Annotated in this window: 16 protein-coding genes and 1 pseudogene; 15 read left to right on the top strand and 2 right to left on the bottom strand. The window is 41.6% G+C overall.

What is annotated here, in order from left to right:
- Positions 1 to 4: 4 nt before the first annotated feature.
- Genes HMPREF0851_RS13975 through purB form a run of 3 tightly spaced genes read left to right on the top strand, consistent with a single transcriptional unit; the run spans position 5 to position 2908 of the window.
- Positions 5 to 1192: a type II toxin-antitoxin system RnlA family toxin gene (locus tag HMPREF0851_RS13975; protein ID WP_000997850.1), complete on the top strand. Its 1188-nt coding sequence runs from the start codon at positions 5 to 7 to the stop codon at positions 1190 to 1192.
- A gap of 26 nt (positions 1193 to 1218) precedes the next feature.
- Positions 1219 to 1581 carry a type II toxin-antitoxin system RnlB family antitoxin gene (locus HMPREF0851_RS13970; RefSeq protein WP_000488499.1) on the top strand — a complete coding sequence of 121 codons (363 nt, stop codon included), beginning with the start codon at positions 1219 to 1221 and terminating at the stop codon, positions 1579 to 1581.
- 28 nt (positions 1582 to 1609) lie between these two features.
- Positions 1610 to 2908 carry an adenylosuccinate lyase gene (purB, locus tag HMPREF0851_RS13965; RefSeq protein WP_000610727.1) on the top strand — a complete coding sequence of 433 codons (1299 nt, stop codon included), beginning with the start codon at positions 1610 to 1612 and terminating at the stop codon, positions 2906 to 2908.
- A gap of 55 nt (positions 2909 to 2963) precedes the next feature.
- Here the strand turns inward: purB and strH are convergent, their stop codons facing one another.
- Positions 2964 to 6461 (bottom strand): LPXTG-anchored beta-N-acetylhexosaminidase StrH, encoded by a 3498-nt coding sequence (gene strH, locus HMPREF0851_RS13960; protein WP_000762585.1) that lies wholly within the window; start codon positions 6459 to 6461, stop codon positions 2964 to 2966.
- Positions 6462 to 6757: 296 nt separating this feature from the next.
- Positions 6758 to 7474, bottom strand: coding sequence for a GntR family transcriptional regulator (locus HMPREF0851_RS13955; protein WP_001007192.1), 717 nt, complete (start codon positions 7472 to 7474; stop codon positions 6758 to 6760).
- A 317-nt stretch (positions 7475 to 7791) separates the two neighbouring features.
- On the opposite strand from HMPREF0851_RS13955, the gene HMPREF0851_RS13950 reads away from it, so the two are divergent.
- The 12 genes and pseudogenes from HMPREF0851_RS13950 to HMPREF0851_RS16560 all read left to right on the top strand — a co-directional run.
- Complete coding sequence (locus HMPREF0851_RS13950; protein WP_000196569.1) at positions 7792 to 9579, top strand: glycoside hydrolase family 35 protein; 1788 nt, start codon at positions 7792 to 7794, stop codon at positions 9577 to 9579.
- Positions 9576 to 10052, top strand: coding sequence for a PTS sugar transporter subunit IIB (locus HMPREF0851_RS13945; protein ID WP_000156971.1), 477 nt, complete (start codon positions 9576 to 9578; stop codon positions 10050 to 10052). Before HMPREF0851_RS13950 ends, HMPREF0851_RS13945 begins: the two co-directional genes overlap by 4 nt.
- Positions 10053 to 10078: 26 nt before the next feature.
- Positions 10079 to 10984, top strand: a complete 906-nt coding sequence (locus HMPREF0851_RS13940) for a PTS mannose/fructose/sorbose/N-acetylgalactosamine transporter subunit IIC (RefSeq protein WP_000617012.1) — start codon at positions 10079 to 10081, stop codon at positions 10982 to 10984.
- Entirely contained in the window at positions 10971 to 11792 is an 822-nt protein-coding gene (locus HMPREF0851_RS13935) for a PTS system mannose/fructose/sorbose family transporter subunit IID (protein ID WP_000185286.1), read from the top strand. The genes HMPREF0851_RS13940 and HMPREF0851_RS13935 overlap by 14 nt, the downstream gene beginning before the upstream one ends.
- Before the next feature lie 3 nt (positions 11793 to 11795).
- On the top strand, positions 11796 to 12200 hold the full coding sequence (locus HMPREF0851_RS13930) for a PTS sugar transporter subunit IIA (RefSeq protein ID WP_000167444.1): 405 nt from the start codon (positions 11796 to 11798) through the stop codon (positions 12198 to 12200).
- A gap of 99 nt (positions 12201 to 12299) precedes the next feature.
- On the top strand, positions 12300 to 13466 hold the full coding sequence (locus HMPREF0851_RS13925; protein WP_000903535.1) for an SIS domain-containing protein: 1167 nt from the start codon (positions 12300 to 12302) through the stop codon (positions 13464 to 13466).
- Positions 13467 to 13581: 115 nt separating this feature from the next.
- On the top strand, positions 13582 to 14619 hold the full coding sequence (locus tag HMPREF0851_RS13920; RefSeq protein ID WP_000649446.1) for an aldose epimerase family protein: 1038 nt from the start codon (positions 13582 to 13584) through the stop codon (positions 14617 to 14619).
- 167 nt (positions 14620 to 14786) lie between these two features.
- On the top strand, positions 14787 to 15551 hold the full coding sequence (locus HMPREF0851_RS13915; RefSeq protein ID WP_000614981.1) for a nucleoside phosphorylase: 765 nt from the start codon (positions 14787 to 14789) through the stop codon (positions 15549 to 15551).
- A 33-nt stretch (positions 15552 to 15584) separates the two neighbouring features.
- Positions 15585 to 16964: a TrkH family potassium uptake protein gene (locus tag HMPREF0851_RS13910; protein WP_000897665.1), complete on the top strand. Its 1380-nt coding sequence runs from the start codon at positions 15585 to 15587 to the stop codon at positions 16962 to 16964.
- A gap of 13 nt (positions 16965 to 16977) precedes the next feature.
- Positions 16978 to 17643: a potassium channel family protein gene (locus HMPREF0851_RS13905; protein WP_001283904.1), complete on the top strand. Its 666-nt coding sequence runs from the start codon at positions 16978 to 16980 to the stop codon at positions 17641 to 17643.
- Between the two features lie 386 nt (positions 17644 to 18029).
- Positions 18030 to 19046 carry a glycosyltransferase family 2 protein gene (locus tag HMPREF0851_RS13900; protein ID WP_000771878.1) on the top strand — a complete coding sequence of 339 codons (1017 nt, stop codon included), beginning with the start codon at positions 18030 to 18032 and terminating at the stop codon, positions 19044 to 19046.
- Positions 19047 to 19161: 115 nt separating this feature from the next.
- Positions 19162 to 20542: pseudogene (locus HMPREF0851_RS16560) on the top strand (SSURE domain-containing protein); the annotation flags it as partial.

Raw genomic sequence — 20542 nt, 5'->3', positions numbered from 1 at the left:
TGTAATGAATGATATTTTTAAAAATCTTGATTTAAATAGAGAACAGCTCTTCGAGACTATTAAAGAATTTTTGGCAACTAAGCCGCATTTAGATGCTCAAGTTGCTGATGAATTAGAATTAAAAAATGCAACCCAAGGGCTGTATCGATGTAATATTTCAACAAATAGTGGTACATTTTTCTTAGATATGTTTTATCGTACCGATGGTAAAACGACATTACAAAGTAATAATGGTAATGTCCAGTTTTCAGAATTGAAGATTGAATTATGCCGATATATAGCTAAAAATTGTAAAAAAGGAGTCACCCAAAAAGATAAGAAAGACCCGTGGTTTATTGCAAGGAGCATTAGTTATGAGGATATTGAAAGTGTAATATCTTTAATTAAGGAGTCTTCTTTTTATGAAAGTGAGTTACCTCATTCTGAGGGGAATGGTTTTCCAACCTGGAAATTTAAAGGAGTTCAGAAAGAAACTTTGACAATTACCTATTTTAATAAACTATCGGGAGGTATTGGAAAATTATTATTGCAGGGTAAACCAAAATTATTATTTTTAGAATCTATTGAAATAATAACTCAGTTATTTGAGACAGATGAGATTAGTAATAAGTTAAATGAGAGTGGATTCTTCGAAAGTCATATTGATGATTCAATTATTCAAGATGATATTTCTGATCTAATGTCAAATTCTTTTGATAAATTATCTAGTGATCAATTAAGAAAAACTGTAAAACAAGCTTTGATTTTTAAAAATCTTAAATCTAATTGGGAAGATTATACAGTGTACACTTTTCCAGCTTATCGTGCTTTAGAGGGTCATTTAAGATGGGTTTTAAGTAAGCTTGGTATTGATTGGCTAACTAAGTTAAATTCTAAAGGGCAACCAATGACAACATCGTTTTATATGTTTGATAAGGTATCAAGTGAGGGCGAATACAGCTATGTTTTACAATCTTGCTACCATATGAATGTTGAAAATAAATACCCAACTAAAAAAGAACAGTTTCTAACATATATAGGCGAATTGTATCAAATATTGAGTGACGAGAGAAATAGTTATTTCCATTGGAAAAAGTTTGAACCTGGACTTTCTTTAGATGAGACTGCGTTGATTGAAGATGAGGCAACTGCTCGAGATATCATTGTAAAATGTTTGACTAAAATCGAAGAATATTATAGACTATTCTATTAGTATTAAAAATTTAAAGGAGGTAGAAAATGTTTCGCATAGTAGAACTTGAATTGGATAAGTATATGGCAATTGTTTATTCATGTTCTTATGATTCTCCGCTTTCTTATCTCCTTGATATTGAGAAACAGATAAGGGAGTTAGGTATTGGAGATGGCTATATTCTATTTGATACCTTATTAAGTAAAGGAAATATATCTACAAGATTTTTTGAAACAAAATTTGAAGATGGTAAATTTGTTAAGTCATCTTTTCAAAATATTGAAATTACAAAAAAGTCCGAAATTAGAAAAAAAGCTAGTGAATTTTATAGAGAATCAGGGATAAACTTAAACAATTCCTTGCTAACAGAGGTACAGAAAAGAATAATTAACAAAGGATTAGCTCTATAACTTTGCAATATTATATAGGAGAAAAACAATGATCAACCGATACTCTCGCCCTGAGATGGCGAACATTTGGAGTGAAGAAAATAAATACCGTGCTTGGCTTGAGGTGGAAATCTTGGCTGACGAGGCATGGGCTGAGTTGGGGGAGATCCCTAAGGAAGATGTGGCTTTGATTCGCGAGAAGGCGGACTTTGACATCGACCGTATTTTGGAGATTGAGCAAGAGACTCGTCACGATGTGGTTGCTTTCACACGTGCGGTTTCTGAGACTCTTGGTGAAGAGCGAAAGTGGGTTCACTATGGTTTGACTTCTACCGACGTGGTGGATACAGCCTACGGTTACCTCTACAAGCAGGCCAACGACATTATCCGTCGTGACCTTGAAAACTTCACCAACATCATCGCTGACAAGGCTAAGGAGCACAAGTTCACCATCATGATGGGTCGTACCCACGGTGTGCACGCTGAGCCGACAACTTTTGGTCTTAAATTGGCGACGTGGTACAGCGAAATGAAGCGCAATATCGAGCGTTTCGAGCATGCGGCTGCTGGTGTGGAAGCTGGTAAGATTTCTGGTGCGGTTGGTAACTTTGCAAATATCCCACCATTTGTGGAGCAATACGTCTGCGACAAGCTTGGTATCCGTGCTCAAGAAATCTCTACACAAGTGCTTCCTCGCGACCTTCACGCTGAGTATTTTGCAGTCCTTGCTAGTATCGCGACTTCAATCGAACGTATGGCGACTGAGATTCGTGGCTTGCAAAAATCTGAACAACGTGAAGTAGAAGAGTTCTTTGCTAAAGGTCAAAAAGGGTCTTCAGCCATGCCTCACAAACGCAACCCAATCGGTTCTGAAAACATGACTGGTCTTGCGCGTGTTATCCGTGGTCACATGCTTACAGCCTATGAGAACGTCGCTCTTTGGCATGAACGTGACATTTCACACTCATCAGCTGAGCGTATCATCACACCAGATACAACCATCTTGATTGATTACATGCTTAACCGTTTTGGAAATATCGTCAAGAACTTGACAGTCTTCCCAGAAAACATGATCCGCAACATGCACTCAACTTTCGGTCTCATTTTCAGCCAACGTGCCATGTTGACCTTGATTGAAAAGGGTATGACTCGTGAGCAAGCCTATGACCTAGTGCAACCAAAAACAGCCTACTCGTGGGATAATCAAGTGGACTTTAAACCACTTCTTGAGGCAGATCCAGAGGTGACATCACGCCTCACACAAGAAGAAATCGATGAGATCTTCAACCCTCTTTATTACACTAAACGAGTGGACGATATCTTTGAACGTCTTGGACTTGGTGATTAATTAAAAAATAAACAGCGAGCTTTAATTTCGCTGTTTATTTTTGTATCTAAAAGGCTTAGTCTTCTTTTCTTTTAGTGAGTCCATAGGCTGCTAGTGTGGCCATGAGTCCTGCTGCGACCAAGCCTGCAGAGTCTTGACTTCCTGTTGCAGGGAGTTGTTGTTCTTCTGCTTTTGCTCTGGTTGGTTGCCTTGGGATTTCTAGTTTTGGTTTGTCTTCAGCAATAGCGGCTTGTTCGTTTTCATCGCCTACATGTGTTACTAGAGTTCTGACTTCGACAACTTGGTTAACAGCTTCTTTGGTTACCTGGCTATCAAGGACTGTTTCTGTTATTTTTCCATTTTCAGTAAGGACAGAGATGTAATGAGTTCGTTCACCTTTGACTCCTGCTGTAATAATGTTTTCCTGACCAACTGGGAGGTTAGGATTTTCTTTCTTGATAACTTCAAATGGGATTTCTTCAGTTCTTGTGATGAGTTCTGGTCTGGTTTCAACATTGGCAGCCACTTCATTTTCATCCAGGCTTCCTAAGTGAGTTGCAGCTGGTTTGAGACCTAAGCGAGCGGCTTTTAGTTTGGCTACAAGTGTGTCAAGTTCAGCTTGTTTATTACGATTGAGGTTGTAATTTAGAGCTGTTTTAGCCGCACTTAGGGCATCCAAGCTTTCCTTGCTGTATCCTTCTAAGTTTTCAGGAATTTGTGCGATTTCTTCACGGAGAGCATTATAATTAGCGCGGAAGTAGTCTTTGTTGTGGTCTGCAAAGGCAGTCATAAGTTCAAAGATTTCTTCTTCCTTGTACTCTGCACTTGGCTTGTCTGCCCAGATAGCAAGCATACTTCCGACTGTTGGAAGGTCTACTTCAGGATATTTGGTAGAAGCTAGTTGATTGAATGGAACTTTTCCAGAATTTTCAATTGCCTTTGAAAGAGGATAAGCTTCATCTTGTTTGTGATTGCCTATAACATAGTACCAGTCTCCGTTGGTATTCAAGAACTTATAACCCTTGCTTGCTAGGTATTGAGGTGATGCCAGGTTATATCCCCACCAGCCTTTAGACCAGTAAGAAATCAAGACCTCTTTGTCAAACTGAACATCGTCCTTGTCCTCATAGTAGAAGCCATCGTTGAAGGCCATTGGTTGAAGACCCCTTTCTTTTGCCATAGCTGCGAGGGTGTTGGCATATTCGGCAAACTTGCCATAGAGTTGATACCATTTGAGGTAGTACCAGCCTTGGGCACTAGTCGCATCGTTAGCGTATTCGTCAGTACCAAAGTTGAAAATCTTTGTTTTTCCTGCAAAGAAGTCCATGTATTTACCGATGAGGGCTTTTACAAAGTTCATCGCTTCTTCGTTTTTCAAGTCCATAGTTGTTTTTGAAATTTTATCAAAGTGGGCTTGAGGATTTTTAATACCCAATTTTTCCATGGCAACTAGCATAGCATCCATGTGACCTGGGCTGTTGATAGCTGGGATGAGACCGATACCCTTAGATTTAGCGTATTCAATTAATTCTGCCACTTCTGCCTGTGTAAGTGCAGTACCGTTTGGATCGTCGTAGTAAGCTTTTGTTCCTTGGATGATGGCATTTTTGACATCATCACTTGCATAGCTTTTTCCGTTGGCAGTGATAGTCATATCATCGAGTAGGAAGCGAAGTCCGTCATTTCCTAGAAGGAGATGGACATCAGAATATCCGAGCTCGCTGGACTTATCTACGATGCGTTTGAGTTGGTCAAGAGTAAAGTATTTGCGTCCAGCATCGATTGAAATCACCTTGTTTTTAGCAAGTTTTTCAACCTCACGTTTAGCATCTTCTTCTTTTTGAGCTTCTGGTGTGAAGGTCAAATTGCTGACTGCTTCTTGAAGTTTTGCAATTGCTTGGTCAATCGTGTCTTGTTGGGCGCGACTGAGGTTGCTATCAAGTGAGCGAATGGCTTTTTCAGCTTCTTTGACAGCCGCGACACTTTCTGCAGTATAACGGTTAAGGTCTTTTGGTACCTCGTTAAGTGCTTGTTCTGCAGACTCATAATCAGCTGCGAAGTATTCAGCATTAGAATTTGCGAATTGACGCATGAGTTTGAAGAGGCGTGATGGTGAATAACGTGCAGATGGAGTGTCAGCCCAAGCAGCTACCATACCACCGATGAATGGAATAGTTGCTCCGTCGGATTTTGGAACCGAAGTGATTGGAGTGTTCTTGATACCGTTTAATCCTTGATCAAGGTTGTACCAACCTTGGCCATCTGCATTTCGCCCAAGAACATAGTACCAAGCATCGTTAGTGTTTAGGATTTGGTGACCTTTTTCTACTAGAAGTTTAGAAGAAGCGACGTCGTAACCTCCCCAACCACCAGTCCACATTGAAACGATGATATCTTTGTCAAAAGTTCCGAAGCTAGTATCACTATTGTAGTAAATACCATCATTGAAGGCCATTGGTTTAAGACCGTGCGACTTGACGATGTGAGCAAGATCATTAGCGTAAGTGATGAATTTACTATATTTTCCTTTTGTTTGAAGGACAGTCCAACCTTTAGCGTTTGTTGCATCATTGGCATATTCATCAAGTCCGATGTTGAAGATTTCAGTCTTTTTCGCGAAATAAGCAGCATATTTATCGATAAGGGCTTTTGTAAAAGCGACCGCTTGTTCGTTGTCAAGATCTACGGTACGGGCTGATTCTTTCCCAAAATAGCTAAAGTTAGGGTTTTGGATTCCCAATTCTTTCATGGCATTGAGAATAGCATCCATGTGACCAGGACTATTTACTGTTGGGATGAGACCGATACCTTTATCTTTGGCATAGTTAATCAGGTCTGTCATTTGACTTTCTGTTAAGTGATTGCCGTTTGGATCGTTGTAATAATCATTTGTACCTTTTTCAATGGCACGTTTGACATCGTCACTGGCATAGGTCTTGCCGTTAGCTATGATGCTCATATCGTCCAACATGAAGCGGAGCCCATCATTTCCAACTAATAGGTGTAAATCAGTGTAGCCATAATGTTTCGCTTTATCGATAATTTCTTTTAGTTGTTCTGGTGAGAAATATTTACGTCCAGCATCAATAGAAACAATTTTCTTTTTCGATAGTTTTTCATTAACTTGAGTGGCACGTTCAGTAGTCGGTGCGAGTACAGCAGGAGTAGCAGGCTCGTTTTTCTTTTCAGTATTAGCACTCTCTGCGCTTTTTTCCACTTGAGTTGTGCTCTCTACTTCCGTAGTAGAGGCTGGGCTGCCATGTTCTGTTACTACTGGTGCTACTGCATTTTCTGTTTTTGGAAGGACTGTGTTAACAGCATCCTTTTCAGTTTTGACTTTCTCTTTTACAGTTTTATCAGCTTGTTTTACAAGTTTTTCTTCTTTATCTTGAATTGGTGCTTCTGATGCTTGTGGGCTATCCGGCACAGCTTGCAAAGTTTCAGTAGCTTTTGGTGCTGGTGTGGGTCCATCTGCAGATACGACTTGCGCACTGAAGGTAAATCCTATCAGTACAGAAGCTGCTCCGACTGCATACTTGCGGATTGAGAAACGCTGTTTCTTGTCTAGTTTCATGATAAAACCTCCTTGATACAACTATTTTGATAACGTTTACATAAAACCAATTTAATTTTATTATCTATATAGTAAAAAGTCAAGCAGGTTTATATAATAATTATAATAAGCGGAGCAAGTCATAAAATTTTGGAAATAACAATTTATATGGGGAGGTAAAATCAAGGAAAAATCAGTAATTTTTAACTTATTTTTAGTAAAAATGCTACAAATAAATATATTTAACAGCGTTTTTATAGTCGTTTTTTCGTGCTATAATACATAGAAAAAGCCCAAGCAAGGCTCAGGCTTTCATCTTAATGATCACGGTCACATGAAATGAATTTGATTTTATAATAATCCGCTCGTTTATAAGTTTCGCTGTATGCGAGAACTTGGCCAGTAGATTCTAGCCTAGTAGTCTTGGTTTGTAAAACTGTTGGGAATTGCTCATCGACTCCGAGGGCCGAAGCCGCATGTTCTGGAGTTGGAAATGTGATTTCATTGATTTCTTCAAAATGTTCATCATTCATGTGAATGTGGTAATCTGATTTGAAACGGTTATAGATAGAACTATAATATTCAAGATTTGGATAATTTGCGTTGATGTATTGTTCTGGAATGTAAGATGTGTGGTAGATGTATACGACACCATTTGTTTCGCGTACGCGTTCAATCTTGTAGTAGAACTGGTCACCACGTAGTCCAAGTTTTTCTAAGTAGTTTAATTTGTTGCCACGTTCAATAGAAAGGACAGTAACTTTATCATCTTTAGTTTCAAAAACTTCTACATCTGAAAACTCTACGAGTTTGTGTTTGCGTGCGCGTGAAACGAATGTACCCTTTCCTTGTTGGCGGACAATATAGCCATCTTTGGCAAGATCGTTTAAGGCGCGGACAACGGTTATAGAACTTACATCATACATTGCAATCAATTCAGCTTCAGTGTAGAATTTATCTCCACTGGCAAATTGACCAGAAATGATTTTGTTCTTTAACTCATCTTTAATATATTGATACTTTGGAATTGCCATGTTTTCACCTCGATTTTCCTTTTCCACTAAAAATTTTACCATAAAATTGAAAAGAATAGTAGAGTTTTGAATAAAAAAATTAGAATAATAGGGTAAAAGGTTAATTTACATCGAAATTAATAGGAAAACATACATTTTTATACATGTTTTTAAAGGATACTATTGTTATAAATTAGAGATTTTTATAAGTTTTTTGTGTAAAAGTTAGTTAAAAATGAAAAAAATTGTGAAAACCTATTGACAAATGCAAAATATTGAGATATAGTTACTATATCAACAAATGAAAGCGTAAACTTTAATTGTCAGAAGGTAGTAATATGACACGATTTGAGATACGGGATGATTTTTATCTCGATGGAAAATCATTTAAGATTTTATCTGGCGCCATTCATTATTTTAGGGTTCCTCCAGAAGATTGGTATCATTCGCTCTATAATTTGAAGGCTCTTGGTTTTAATACTGTAGAGACTTATGTTGCCTGGAATTTACACGAGCCTCGTGAGGGTGAGTTTCACTTTGAAGGGGCTCAGGATTTGGAGCGATTTCTCCAGATAGCACAAGATTTGGGGCTTTACGCTATCGTTCGTCCGTCACCCTTTATCTGTGCGGAGTGGGAATTCGGTGGCTTACCAGCTTGGCTCTTAACCAAAGACATGCGAATTCGCTCATCCGACCCAGCATATATCGAGGCAGTTGGTCGTTACTATGATCAATTATTGCCAAGATTGGTTCCACATTTGTTGGACAAGGGTGGCAATATTCTCATGATGCAGGTTGAAAATGAGTATGGTTCTTATGGAGAAGACAAGGCTTATCTGAGAGCCATTCGGCAGTTGATGGAAGAGCGTGGCGTAACCTGTCCCCTCTTTACATCAGATGGTCCATGGCGAGCTACTCTGAAAGCTGGCACCTTAATCGAAGATGACCTCTTTGTGACAGGTAACTTTGGTTCTAAGGCACCTTACAACTTTTCACAGATGCAGGAATTCTTTGATGAGCATGGTAAGAAATGGCCACTCATGTGTATGGAGTTCTGGGATGGCTGGTTCAATCGTTGGAAAGAACCGATTATCACACGGGATCCGAAAGAGTTGGCAGATGCAGTTCGAGAAGTTTTGGAGCAAGGTTCCATCAATCTATACATGTTCCATGGTGGTACAAACTTTGGTTTCATGAATGGTTGCTCGGCTCGAGGGACCTTGGACTTGCCACAAGTCACATCATATGATTACGATGCCCTTCTGGATGAAGAAGGAAATCCAACGGCTAAGTACTTGGCAGTCAAGAAGATGATGGCAACACATTTTCCAGAGTATCCGCAGTTGGAACCGCTCTATAAGGAAAGTATGAAGGTGAATGCTATTCCACTAGTTGAAAAAGTTTCCTTGTTTGAAACCTTGGATAGCTTATCTAGTCCAGTAGAAAGCCTTTATCCTCAAAAGATGGAGGAGTTGGGACAAAGTTATGGCTATCTACTCTATCGAACAGAAACAAACTGGGATGCAGAAGAAGAAAGACTTCGTATCATTGATGGTCGGGATAGGGCTCAGCTTTATATCGATGGTCAGTGGGTTGAAACCCAATATCAAACCGAGATTGGGGAAGATATTTTTTATCAAGGTCAAAAGAAAGCGCTATCTAGATTGGATATCTTGGTAGAAAATATGGGGCGTGTCAACTATGGGCACAAGTTCTTAGCGGATACGCAACGTAAGGGAATTCGGACAGGGGTTTGTAAGGATTTGCATTTCTTACTAAACTGGAAACACTATCCACTCCCACTAGATAATCCTGAGAAAATTGATTTTTCAAAAGGATGGACAGAAGGACAACCAGCCTTTTACGCTTATGACTTTACAGTCGAAGAGCCAAAAGATACCTACCTAGACTTGTCTGAGTTTGGTAAGGGAGTTGCCTTTGTCAATGGGCAGAATCTAGGACGTTTTTGGAACGTTGGCCCAACACTCTCGCTTTATATTCCGCATAGCTATCTCAAGGAAGGTGTCAACCGCATCATTATCTTTGAAACAGAAGGTGAATATAAAGAAGAGATTCATTTAACTCGTAAACCTACACTAAAACACATAAAGGGGGAAAATTTATGACAATTGTAGGATGCCGTATCGATGGACGTTTGATCCACGGACAAGTAGCCAATCTATGGGCTGGAAAACTAAATGTTTCACGTATTATGGTTGTGGACGATGAAGTTGTCAACAATGACGTTGAAAAGAGTGGTTTGAAACTTGCGACACCACCAGGTGTGAAATTGAGTATTTTGCCAATTGAAAAAGCGGCAGCCAATATTCTTGCTGGTAAATACGATAGCCAACGTCTCTTTATCGTTGCTCGTAAACCAGACCGTTTCCTTGGTTTGGTAGAAGCAGGTGTACCACTTGAAACTCTCAATGTTGGGAATATGTCTCAAACACCAGAAACTCGCGCCATCACACGTTCTATCAACGTAGTGGATAAGGATGTGGAAGACTTCCACAAACTGGCAGAAAAAGGTGTTAAACTTACTGCTCAAATGGTTCCAAATGATCCAGTTTCAGACTTTTTGAGCTTATTAAAATAGGAAAAAATTTTTAGGAGGTCATTGTTATGATACAATGGTGGCAAATTTTACTTCTCACTTTGTACTCAGCTTATCAAATCTGTGATGAGTTGACGATCGTTTCATCTGCAGGTTCCCCTGTATTTGCTGGTTTCATTACTGGTTTAATCATGGGAGATGTGACTACTGGTCTGCTTATCGGTGGTAACTTGCAACTGTTCGTTCTTGGGGTTGGTACCTTCGGTGGTGCTTCTCGTATCGACGCAACTTCTGGTGCGGTTCTTGCGACAGCTTTCTCTGTTTCACAAGGAATTGATACAGCACTTGCGATTACAACAATCGCTGTGCCAGTAGCAGCTCTCTTGACTTACTTCGACGTTCTTGGACGTATGACAACTACTTTCTTCGCTCACCGTGTGGATGCTGCAATCGAACGCTTTGACTACAAAGGTATTGAACGCAACTACTTGCTTGGTGCGATTCCTTGGGCTCTATCTCGTGCCCTTCCAGTCTTCTTCGCGCTTGCCTTTGGTGGTGCCTTCGTACAATCAGTTGTAGACTTCGTTAAAGAATACCAATGGGTTGCAGATGGTTTGACACTTGCAGGACGTATGCTTCCAGGTCTTGGATTTGCAATCTTGCTTCGTTACCTTCCAGTTAAACGTAACCTTCACTACCTTGCTATGGGATTTGGTTTGACAGCTATGTTGACTGTTCTTTACTCATACGTAACAGGTCTTGGTGGCGCTGTTGCTGGTATCGTAGGTACTCTACCGAAAGATGTTGCTGAAAAAATTGGTTTTGTGAACAACTTCAAAGGATTGTCTATGATTGGTATCTCTATCGTAGGTATCTTCCTTGCAGTGCTTCACTTCAAAAATAGCCAAAAAGTAGTTGTAGCAGCACCTTCTACACCATCAGAAAGTGGGGAAATCGAAGATGACGAATTCTAATTACAAACTTACAAAAGAAGATTTTAATCAAATCAACAAACGTAGCTTGTTTACTTTCCAATTGGGTTGGAACTACGAACGTATGCAAGCTTCTGGTTACCTTTACATGATCTTGCCTCAATTGCGTAAAATGTATGGGGATGGAACTCCTGAATTGAAAGAAATGATGAAAGTTCATACTCAATTCTTCAATACTTCACCATTCTTCCACACCATTATCGCTGGTTTTGACCTTGCCATGGAAGAAAAAGATGGTGTAGGTTCAAAAGATGCCGTTAACGGTATCAAGACAGGTTTGATGGGACCATTCGCTCCTCTTGGAGATACGATCTTTGGTTCACTTGTACCTGCTATCATGGGTTCTATCGCAGCAACTATGGCTATCGCTGGGCAACCTTGGGGTATCTTCCTTTGGATTGCAGTTGCAGTTGCTTATGACATCTTCCGTTGGAAACAGTTGGAATTTGCCTACAAAGAAGGGGTTAACCTTATTAACAACATGCAAAGTACTTTGACAGCTTTGATTGACGCTGCATCTGTACTTGGTGTCTTCATGATGGGTGCTCTTGTAGCAACAATGATCAACTTTGAAATTTCTTATAAATTGCCAATCGGTGAAAAGATGATTGACTTCCAAGACATCTTGAACCAAATCTTCCCACGTTTGCTTCCAGCAATCTTTACTGCCTTTATCTTCTGGTTGCTTGGTAAGAAAGGTATGAACTCTACTAAAGCTATCGGTATTATTATCGTACTTGCTTTGGCTCTTTCTGCCTTTGGTAAATTTGTACTTGGAATGGGCGCATAATTTATGACTAAATCATTAATTTTGGTGAGCCATGGTCGTTTCTGTGAAGAACTTAAAGGTAGCACTGAAATGATTATGGGGCCACAAGACAATATTCATGCAGTGGCTCTTCTTCCAGAAGATGGCCCAGAAGAATTTACTGCAAAATTTGAAGCTGCTATTGAAGGATTGGATGATTTCCTAGTCTTTGCGGATCTTCTCGGTGGAACACCATGTAACGTGGTAAGTCGTTTGATTATGGAAGGTCGTGATATTGACCTTTACGCAGGGATGAATCTTCCAATGGTGATTGAATTTATCAATGCGAGTCTTACAGGCGCAGATGCGGACTATAAGAGCCGTGCTGCAGAAAGCATCGTGAAAGTCAATGACCTGTTAGCGGGCTTCGATGATGACGAAGATGAATAAGATGTGACAACGTGAAAATCGTTAGAACATTTTATATAGAATATACATGGGAATGGGGCTTACTCCCATTCCCATCTTTAATAGAAAAAGAGGAACTCAATGCTACATTATACAAAAGAAGACTTACTCGAGTTGGGTGCAGAAATCACTACACGTGAAATCTACCAACAGCCTGATGTATGGAAAGAAGCTTTTGAATCTTATCAAGCAAAGCGTGAAGAAATTGCAGCCTTCCTACAAGGGATTGCTGATAAACATGACTATATCAAGGTTATTTTGACAGGTGCTGGGACTTCTGCTTATGTGGGAGATACCTTGGTACCTTACTTTAAGGAAGTCTACGACGAACGCAAATGGAATTTCAATGCTATTGCGACCACAGATATTGTTGCCAATCCAGAAACTTATTTGAAAAAAGATGTGGCAACTGTCCTAGTATCTTTTGCTCGTAGTGGGAACTCGCCTGAAAGTGTGGCGACTGTTGATTTAGCCAAATCCTTGGTGGATGAGCTTTATCAAGTGACGATTACTTGTGCAGCGGATGGTGAGTTGGCTCTTCAAGCCCATGGTGATGACCGCAATCTTTTGCTTTTGCAACCAGCTGCTTCTAATGATGCTGGCTTTGCCATGACTTCTAGCTTTACCTCTATGATGCTAACAGCTCTCTTGGTCTTTGATCCTACAGAATTTGCTGTTAAAGCTGAACGTTTTGAAGTTGTATCTAGTCTTGCCCGTAAAATTCTAGACAATGCAGAAGATGTCAAAGAACTTGTTGACCTCGACTTTAACCGCGTCATCTACCTTGGTGCTGGTCCTTTCTTCGGTCTTGCTCATGAAGCTCAGTTGAAGATTTTGGAATTAACAGCTGGTCAAGTTGCGACCATGTATGAAAGCCCAGTTGGCTTCCGTCACGGTCCAAAATCATTGATCAACGAAGATACAGTTGTTTTGGTATTTGGTACAACGACAGACTACACTCGCAAGTACGATTTGGACTTGGTTCGTGAAGTGGCTGGTGACCAGATTGCTCGTCGTGTTGTGCTCTTGAGTGATCAAGCCTTTGGTCTTGAAAATGTCAAAGAAGTAGCCCTTGGCTGTGGTGGTGTCTTGAACGATATTTACCGTGTCTTCCCTTACATCGTTTATGCCCAACTCTTTGCCCTATTGACTTCACTTAAGGTAGAAAATAAACCAGATACGCCGTCTCCTACTGGTACCGTAAACCGTGTGGTACAAGGTGTGATCATCCACGAATATCAAAAGTAAGACAGTGTTTATGAATTCTTGACAAGAGGATTTGTATATCATCAGGCAAACCATAGATTGTCAAGGCGCTTTCTATGGTTTGTTTGCTTGAGAGAAATAGTAAAAGGAGAACAGAATGAAAGCATACACAGAGTATGTATTTGGAAATATTGAGGGCAAGGATGTCTTGGCCTATCGCTTTGAGACAGACGGTGGCTACCAGCTTGAGGTTATGACTTATGGTGCGACCATCTTGCGCTATGTCACGCCTGACAAAGATGGAAATTTTGCCAATGTTATTTTGGGATTTGATGACTTTGATAGCTATGTAGGCAATAGTCCCAAGCATGGAGCTAGCGTAGGTCCTGTAGCAGGCCGTATTGCAGGCGCGACATTTGAGCTCAATGGCAAGACCTATGACCTTGAGGTTAATAATGCTAGTAACTGTAATCACAGTGGTTCAACTGGTTGGGATTCTAGCTTGTTTGAACTAGTTGAAGTGAGTGACCATGGCTTAACCCTCTACACAGAGCGTACAGATGGGACAGGAGGATTCCCTGGCAATCTCAAGATTTGGATCAGTTACCACTTGGAAGAAACTGGTGCCTATGAAATTAGCTACAAGGTAACGACAGATCAGGATACGCTGGTCAATCCAACCAACCACAGCTATTTCAACTTGTCTGGTGATTTCACGCAGACGATTGACCGTCATGTCTTCCAACTAAACACAGAGGGTATTTATCCAATCTCTCCCGACGGTGTTCCTGCCAAAATTCCAGACGCCAATCGTGATGTGGTCAAACACATCTACAATGGTGCCTTGTTGAAAGACATCTTTGCAGAGGATGATGAGCAAATCCAGCTGGTATTTGGTTTGGATCATCCATTTGCCCTTCCTGCAGGTCATGACAATGCTGGTTTCCTTTATGACCAAAATTCAGGTCGCTTCCTGCTTTTCAAGACAGAGGCCCCTTGCTTTGTAGTCTACACAGCAAACTTTGTGGATGAAAGTGTCATCATAGGAGGTCAGCCAATGGTACAGCACAATGGGATTGCCCTTGAAGCACAGGCTTTACCAGATGCTATTCACAGTGACCTCAAAGACCAAGTCATCCTTAAAGTCGGTCAAACCTTTACAAGCAAGACACGTTATGAGCTTGTTGTGAAGTAAAAAAAGCTGGTTAAAAAGTGAACTGCACCCCAAAAGTTAGACAGAAAAAATTTAACTTTTGGGGTGCAGTTCAAACTGGGATGCTTTTTTCTCCTCAGTTTATCAGCCCCCTACTTGACACTCTGTCTGCTTTTGATACAATAGTACAAAATTAGAGGAGGTAGGTTATGATTCAGAAACATGCGATTCCTATTTTAGAGTTTGATGACAACCCTCAGGCGGTCATCATGCCTAATCACGAGGGGCTGGACTTGCACTTGCCCAAGAAGTGTGTCTATGCTTTTTTAGGTGAGGAGATTGACCGCTATGCAAGGGAAGTAGGGGCGGACTGTGTTGGCGAATTTGTTTCTGCTACTAAGTCCTATCCAGTCTATGTTATCAATTACAAGGGCGAGGAGATTTGTCTGGCTCAGTCTCCTGTCGGTTCAGCTCCAGCAGCCCAGTTTATGGATTGGTTGATTGGCTATGGTGTGGAGCAGATTATCTCGACTGGGACCTGTGGTGTCCTAGCTGATATAGAGGAAAATGCCTTTCTAGTACCTGTTCGGGCTCTGCGAGATGAAGGAGCTAGTTATCACTATGTGGCAGCTTCTCGTTATATGGAAATGCAGCCAGAGGCTATTACTGCGATTGAGCAGGTTTTGGAAGCCAGAGGGATTCCCTATGAAGAAGTCATGACCTGGACGACAGACGGTTTTTACCGAGAAACGGCTGAAAAGGTGGCTTATCGCAAGGAAGAAGGCTGTTCTGTTGTGGAGATGGAGTGTTCTGCGCTTGCGGCAGTAGCCCAACTGCGTGGGGTTCTCTGGGGAGAGTTACTGTTCACAGCTGATTCCTTAGCAGACTTGGACCAGTACGACAGTCGTGACTGGGGTTCAGAAGCTTTCGAGAAGGCCTTGGAACTCTGTCTTGAGATAGTCTCTCAGTTCTAGCTACTCTCCTACTTTTTATGGTACAATGGATGTATGTTATTCAAAATATTTGTGAAAAAAATTGAAAGAGCCTTGGGCGGACTTTCGCCAGCTCGTCGGATTTTTCTGAGTTTCGCTGGAGTTATTTTTATAGGCTCTCTCCTTTTGAGTTTGCCTTTTGTTCAGGCAAGTGGTTCGCAGGCTACTTATTTTGACCATCTCTTTACGACGGTTTCTATGGTCTGTGTGACGGGTCTCTTTACGCAGCCGGTGGCTACCACCTATAATGTCTGGGGGCAGTTGATTTGTATGCTTTTGATACAGATTGGTGGTCTGGGGCTCATGACCTTTATCGGGGTCTTTTATATTCAGGGAAAGCAAAAGCTCAGTCTTCGCAGTCGCGAAACCATTCAGGAGAGCTTCAGTTACGGGGAGACTCGCTCGCTGAAGGCCTTTATGCGGTCCATCTTTTTGACGACTTTTCTGGTGGAGGGCTTGGGTGCCTTCCTGCTAAGTTTCCGTTTTATTCCTGAGTTTGGCTGGGGACGAGGCATTTTTACCTCTATCTTTTTAGCCATTTCAGCCTTTTGTAATGCTGGTTTTGATAATTTCGGCAGTAGCAGTTTAGTGGCTTTTCAGACGGATCCCTTGATCAATCTGGTCATTGCTGGCTTGATTATCACAGGTGGTCTTGGCTTTATGGTCTGGTTTGACTTGGCAACCCAGTTTGACAAGAAGAAAAAACGCCGTCTGCGTTTCCACACCAAGCTAGTCCTCTTCTTGACTGCAGGGATTTTGCTGTTTGGGACAGTATCCACACTCTTTACGGAGTGGCACAATCCAGGAACCATTGGCAATCTCAGTGTTCCAGAGAAAGTGTTGGTTAGCTTTTTCCAAACCGTCAGCATGAGAACGGCTGGTTTTGCTTCTATTGATTACACTCAAGCTCGGCCTGTGACCTTGTTTATCTATATCCTACAGATGTTTCTCGGTGGAGCGCCTGGAGGGACGGCTGGGGGTCTCAAGATTACGACTTTCTTTGTCTTGTTGGTTTTTGCGCGTAGTGAATTGCTGGGCTTACCTCACGCCAATGTTGCGCAGAGAACTATTGAGGCTCGCACAGTCCAAAAATCCTTTAGTGTCTTCATTATCTTTTTGATGACCTTCTTGTTGGGTTTGGTGTTGCTGGGAATTACGGCAGAAGGAACACCGCGATTTATCTACCTTATGTTTGAGACCATTTCAGCTCTTGCGACAGTTGGGGTAACGGCAAATCTGACGCCAGAATTGGGCAAGTTGGCTCTCAGCATTGTCATGGTGCTCATGTTTATTGGCCGTATCGGTCCCTTGACCTTGTTGGTTAGTCTAGCGGATTACCAGCCTGATAAGAAAGATTTGATTCAGTATATGAAAGCAGATATTAGTATTGGATAAGAAAGGAAGAACGATGTCAGATCGTACGATTGGAATTTTAGGTTTGGGGATTTTCGGGAGTAGTGTCCTAATGGCCCTAGCCAAGCAAGATATGAATATCATTGCCATTGATGACCACGCCGAGCACATCAATCAGTTTGAGCCAGTTTTGGCGCGTGGAGTTGTTGGCGATATTACAGATGAGGAACTCCTCAGAACTGCAGGAATTGATACCTGTGATACGGTTGTAGTGGCAACAGGGGAAAATCTGGAATCGAGTGTGCTTGCAGTCATGCACTGTAAGAGTTTGGGGGTACCAAGGGTTATTGCCAAGGTCAAAAGCCAGACAGCTAAGAAAGTGCTGGAAAAAATCGGTGCCGACTCAGTGATCTCACCAGAGTATGAAATGGGGCAGTCCCTAGCGCAGACCATTCTCTTTCATAACAATGTGGATGTCTTTCAACTGGATAAAAATGTGTCTATCGTGGAGATGAAAATTCCGAGTGTTTGGGCAGGTCAAAGCCTAAGTCAGCTGGATCTACGTGGTAAATACAACCTCAATGTCCTAGGATTTCGTGAACAAGAAAATTCACCCTTGGATGTCCAGTTTGGTCCTAATGACCTCTTGAAAGCAGATTCCTATATCTTGGCAGTCATTAACAACCAGTATCTAGATGACTTGGCAGAATTAAATTCCTAAGGAGGGGAATCCCCTCTTTTTTTGATGTTCAAGATAGCAAATAGAGAGACCTGTATTCCAATTGAGACCAGAACCCCTTGTATTCTAGTAAAAGTCCTTCAAAAACGGGACTTTATGGTAGAATAGAAAGGAGTGATAAGAGAGAGTAATACTCTTCGAAAATCTCTTTAAACCATACTAGTGTCGCCTTGCCGTAGATATCATAGGTATAGGTAACTGACTTCGTCAGTCTTATCCACAACCCCAAAACCGTGTTTTGAGCTGACTTCGTCAGTTCTATCTGCAACCTCAAAACAGTGTTTTAAGCAGCCTACGGCTAGTTTTCTAGTTTGCTCTTTGATTTTCATTGAGTATAAGAAAAAATCAGTCCCCTAAAGGAGTAGATTATGAAGTTATTGTCTATCGCCATCCCTAGCTATAATGCCGCTGCCTATCTTCATTACTGTGTGGAGTCGCTAGTGATTGGTGGTGAGCAAGTTGAGATTTTGATTATCAATGACGGTTCTCAGGACCAAACTCAGGAAATAGCTGAGCGTTTAGCCGACAAGTATCCTAACATCGTTAGAGCCATTTATCAGGAAAATAAGGGCCATGGCGGTGCTGTCAATCGTGGCTTGGCGGAGGCTTCTGGACGTTATTTTAAAGTAGTTGATAGTGATGACTGGGTAGATCCTCGTGCCTACTTGAAAATTCTTGAAACCTTGCAGGAACTTGAGAGCCAGGGGCAGGAAGTGGACGCCTTTGTGACCAATTTTGTCTATGAAAAGGAAGGCCAGTCTCGTAAGAAGAGTATGAGTTACGAGTCAGTTTTGCCTGTCCAACAGATTTTTGGCTGGGATCAGGTCGGAAATTTCTCAAAAGGTCAGTATATCATGATGCACTCGCTGATTTATCGGACAGATTTGTTGCGAGCGAGCCAGTTCCAACTGCCTGAGCATACCTTTTATGTCGATAATCTCTTCGTCTTCACCCCCCTTCAGCAGGTCAAGACCATGTACTATCTACCTGTTGATTTCTATCGTTATTTGATTGGGCGTGAGGACCAGTCAGTCAATGAGCAAGTGATGATTAAGCGTATTGACCAGCAACTCAAGGTCAATCGACTCTTGGTAGACCAGCTTGATTTGTCCCAAGTGAGCCATCCCAAAATGCGAGAATATCTGTTGAATCATATTGAGATTACGACGGTGATTTCCAGTGCCCTGCTCAACCGAGCTGGAACAACGGAGCATCTGGCAAAAAAACGTGAGCTGTGGACCTATATTCAGCAGGAAAATCCAGAGGTCTTTCAGGCCATTCGCAAGACCATGTTGAGTCGTTTGACCAAACATTCGGTCCTGCCAGCCCGCAAACTGTCCAATGTCGTCTATCAAATTACCAAATCTGTTTATGGATTTAATTAATATAAGTATTTTATAAGAGGGATTTAAGAAAAATTTTAACTTTTTCTTAATCCTTTTTAATTTTAGGAGATTATACTAGAGTCATCAAATAAAGAAAAACTCTAAGGAGAATCCTATGAAATTCAATCCAAATCAAAGATATACTCGTTGGTCTATTCGCCGTCTTAGTGTCGGTGTTGCCTCAGTTGTTGTGGCCAGTGGCTTTTTTGTCCTAGTTGGCCAACCAAGTTCTGTACGTGCTGATGTGGTCAATCCAACCCCTGCTCAAGTCGTACCAGATGCTACTTCGGTGAGTGAAAAGAGCGACTTACCAGTAGAAGTTCTCAAAGAAGCAGTCGATACAGCTCTTCCTTCAGAGAAAGCAGCCTCAACACCTAAAGCAAGCTTGGATGCTACAAGCTCTCCAGAAAAAGTGAATGTAGCTGATAAAGACCAAGTGGTAGCGCCAAAAGAAGAAGTGCAAGCAAAACCAGAATCTAAGAAAGAAACAGAAGATACGGTTAAACCTGCGACAAATCCTACGCCTGCAGTTTCTGGACAAGACCGTGAAGCAAGTGAAGCGCAACCAGCAACCACCCCAGCTGAAGTCCAAAAAGGCGTAGCTGACAACACCAAAGACACAGTGGACGTTCCAGCCACTTACTTGGATAAAGCCAACTTCCCTGGACCGTTCACAGCCGGTGTCAACCAAGTTATTCCATACGAATTCTTCGCTGGTGACGGTATGTTGACTCGCCTGATCTTGAAGTCTTCAGACAAGGCTCCATGGTCAGACAATGGTTCGGCTAAAAACCCCGCTCTTCCACCAGTAGAAAACTTGGGCAAAGGCCTCTACTTCTACGAAGTAGACTTGGCAGGTACCCAAGGCAAATCAGATAAAGAGCTTCTTGATCTCTTGAAACAAAACGGCACTCAAAGCTATAAAGCTACCATCAAAGTTTACAGTGCTAAAGATGGCAAGGCCGATTTGAGCAACCTCGTAGCAACAAAAGATTTGGATGTCAACTTGAACGGTTTGACTACACCAGCTGAAGTCCAAAAAGGCGTAGCTGACAACACCAAAGACACAGTGGACGTTCCAGCCACTTACTTGGATAAAGCTAATTTCCCAGGTCCATTCACAGCTGGTGTCAATCAAGTTATCCCGTACGAGTTCTTCGCTGGTGACGGTATGTTAACTCGTCTGATTTGAAAGCCTCAGACAAGACTCCATGGTCAGATAACGGTTCAGCTAAAACCCCGCTCTTCCACCAGTAGAGAAATTGGGCAAAGGCCTCTACTTCTATGAAGTGGACTTGGCAGGTACTCAAGGTAAATCAGATAAAGAGCTTCTTGACCTTTTGAAACAAAATGGAACTCACAGCTATAAAGCTACCATCAAAGTGTACGGTGCTAAAGACGGCAAGGCCGATTTGACTAACCTTGTAGCGACTAAGGATTTGGATGTCAACTTGAACGGTTTGACTACACCAGCTGAAGTACAAAAAGGCGTGGCT

The sequence above is a fragment of the Streptococcus sp. M334 genome (genome assembly GCF_000187745.1).
Lineage (GTDB): Bacteria > Bacillota > Bacilli > Lactobacillales > Streptococcaceae > Streptococcus.
Note: the sequence above shows the minus strand (reverse complement) of the source record. Positions and strands in the feature narration are given on the sequence as shown.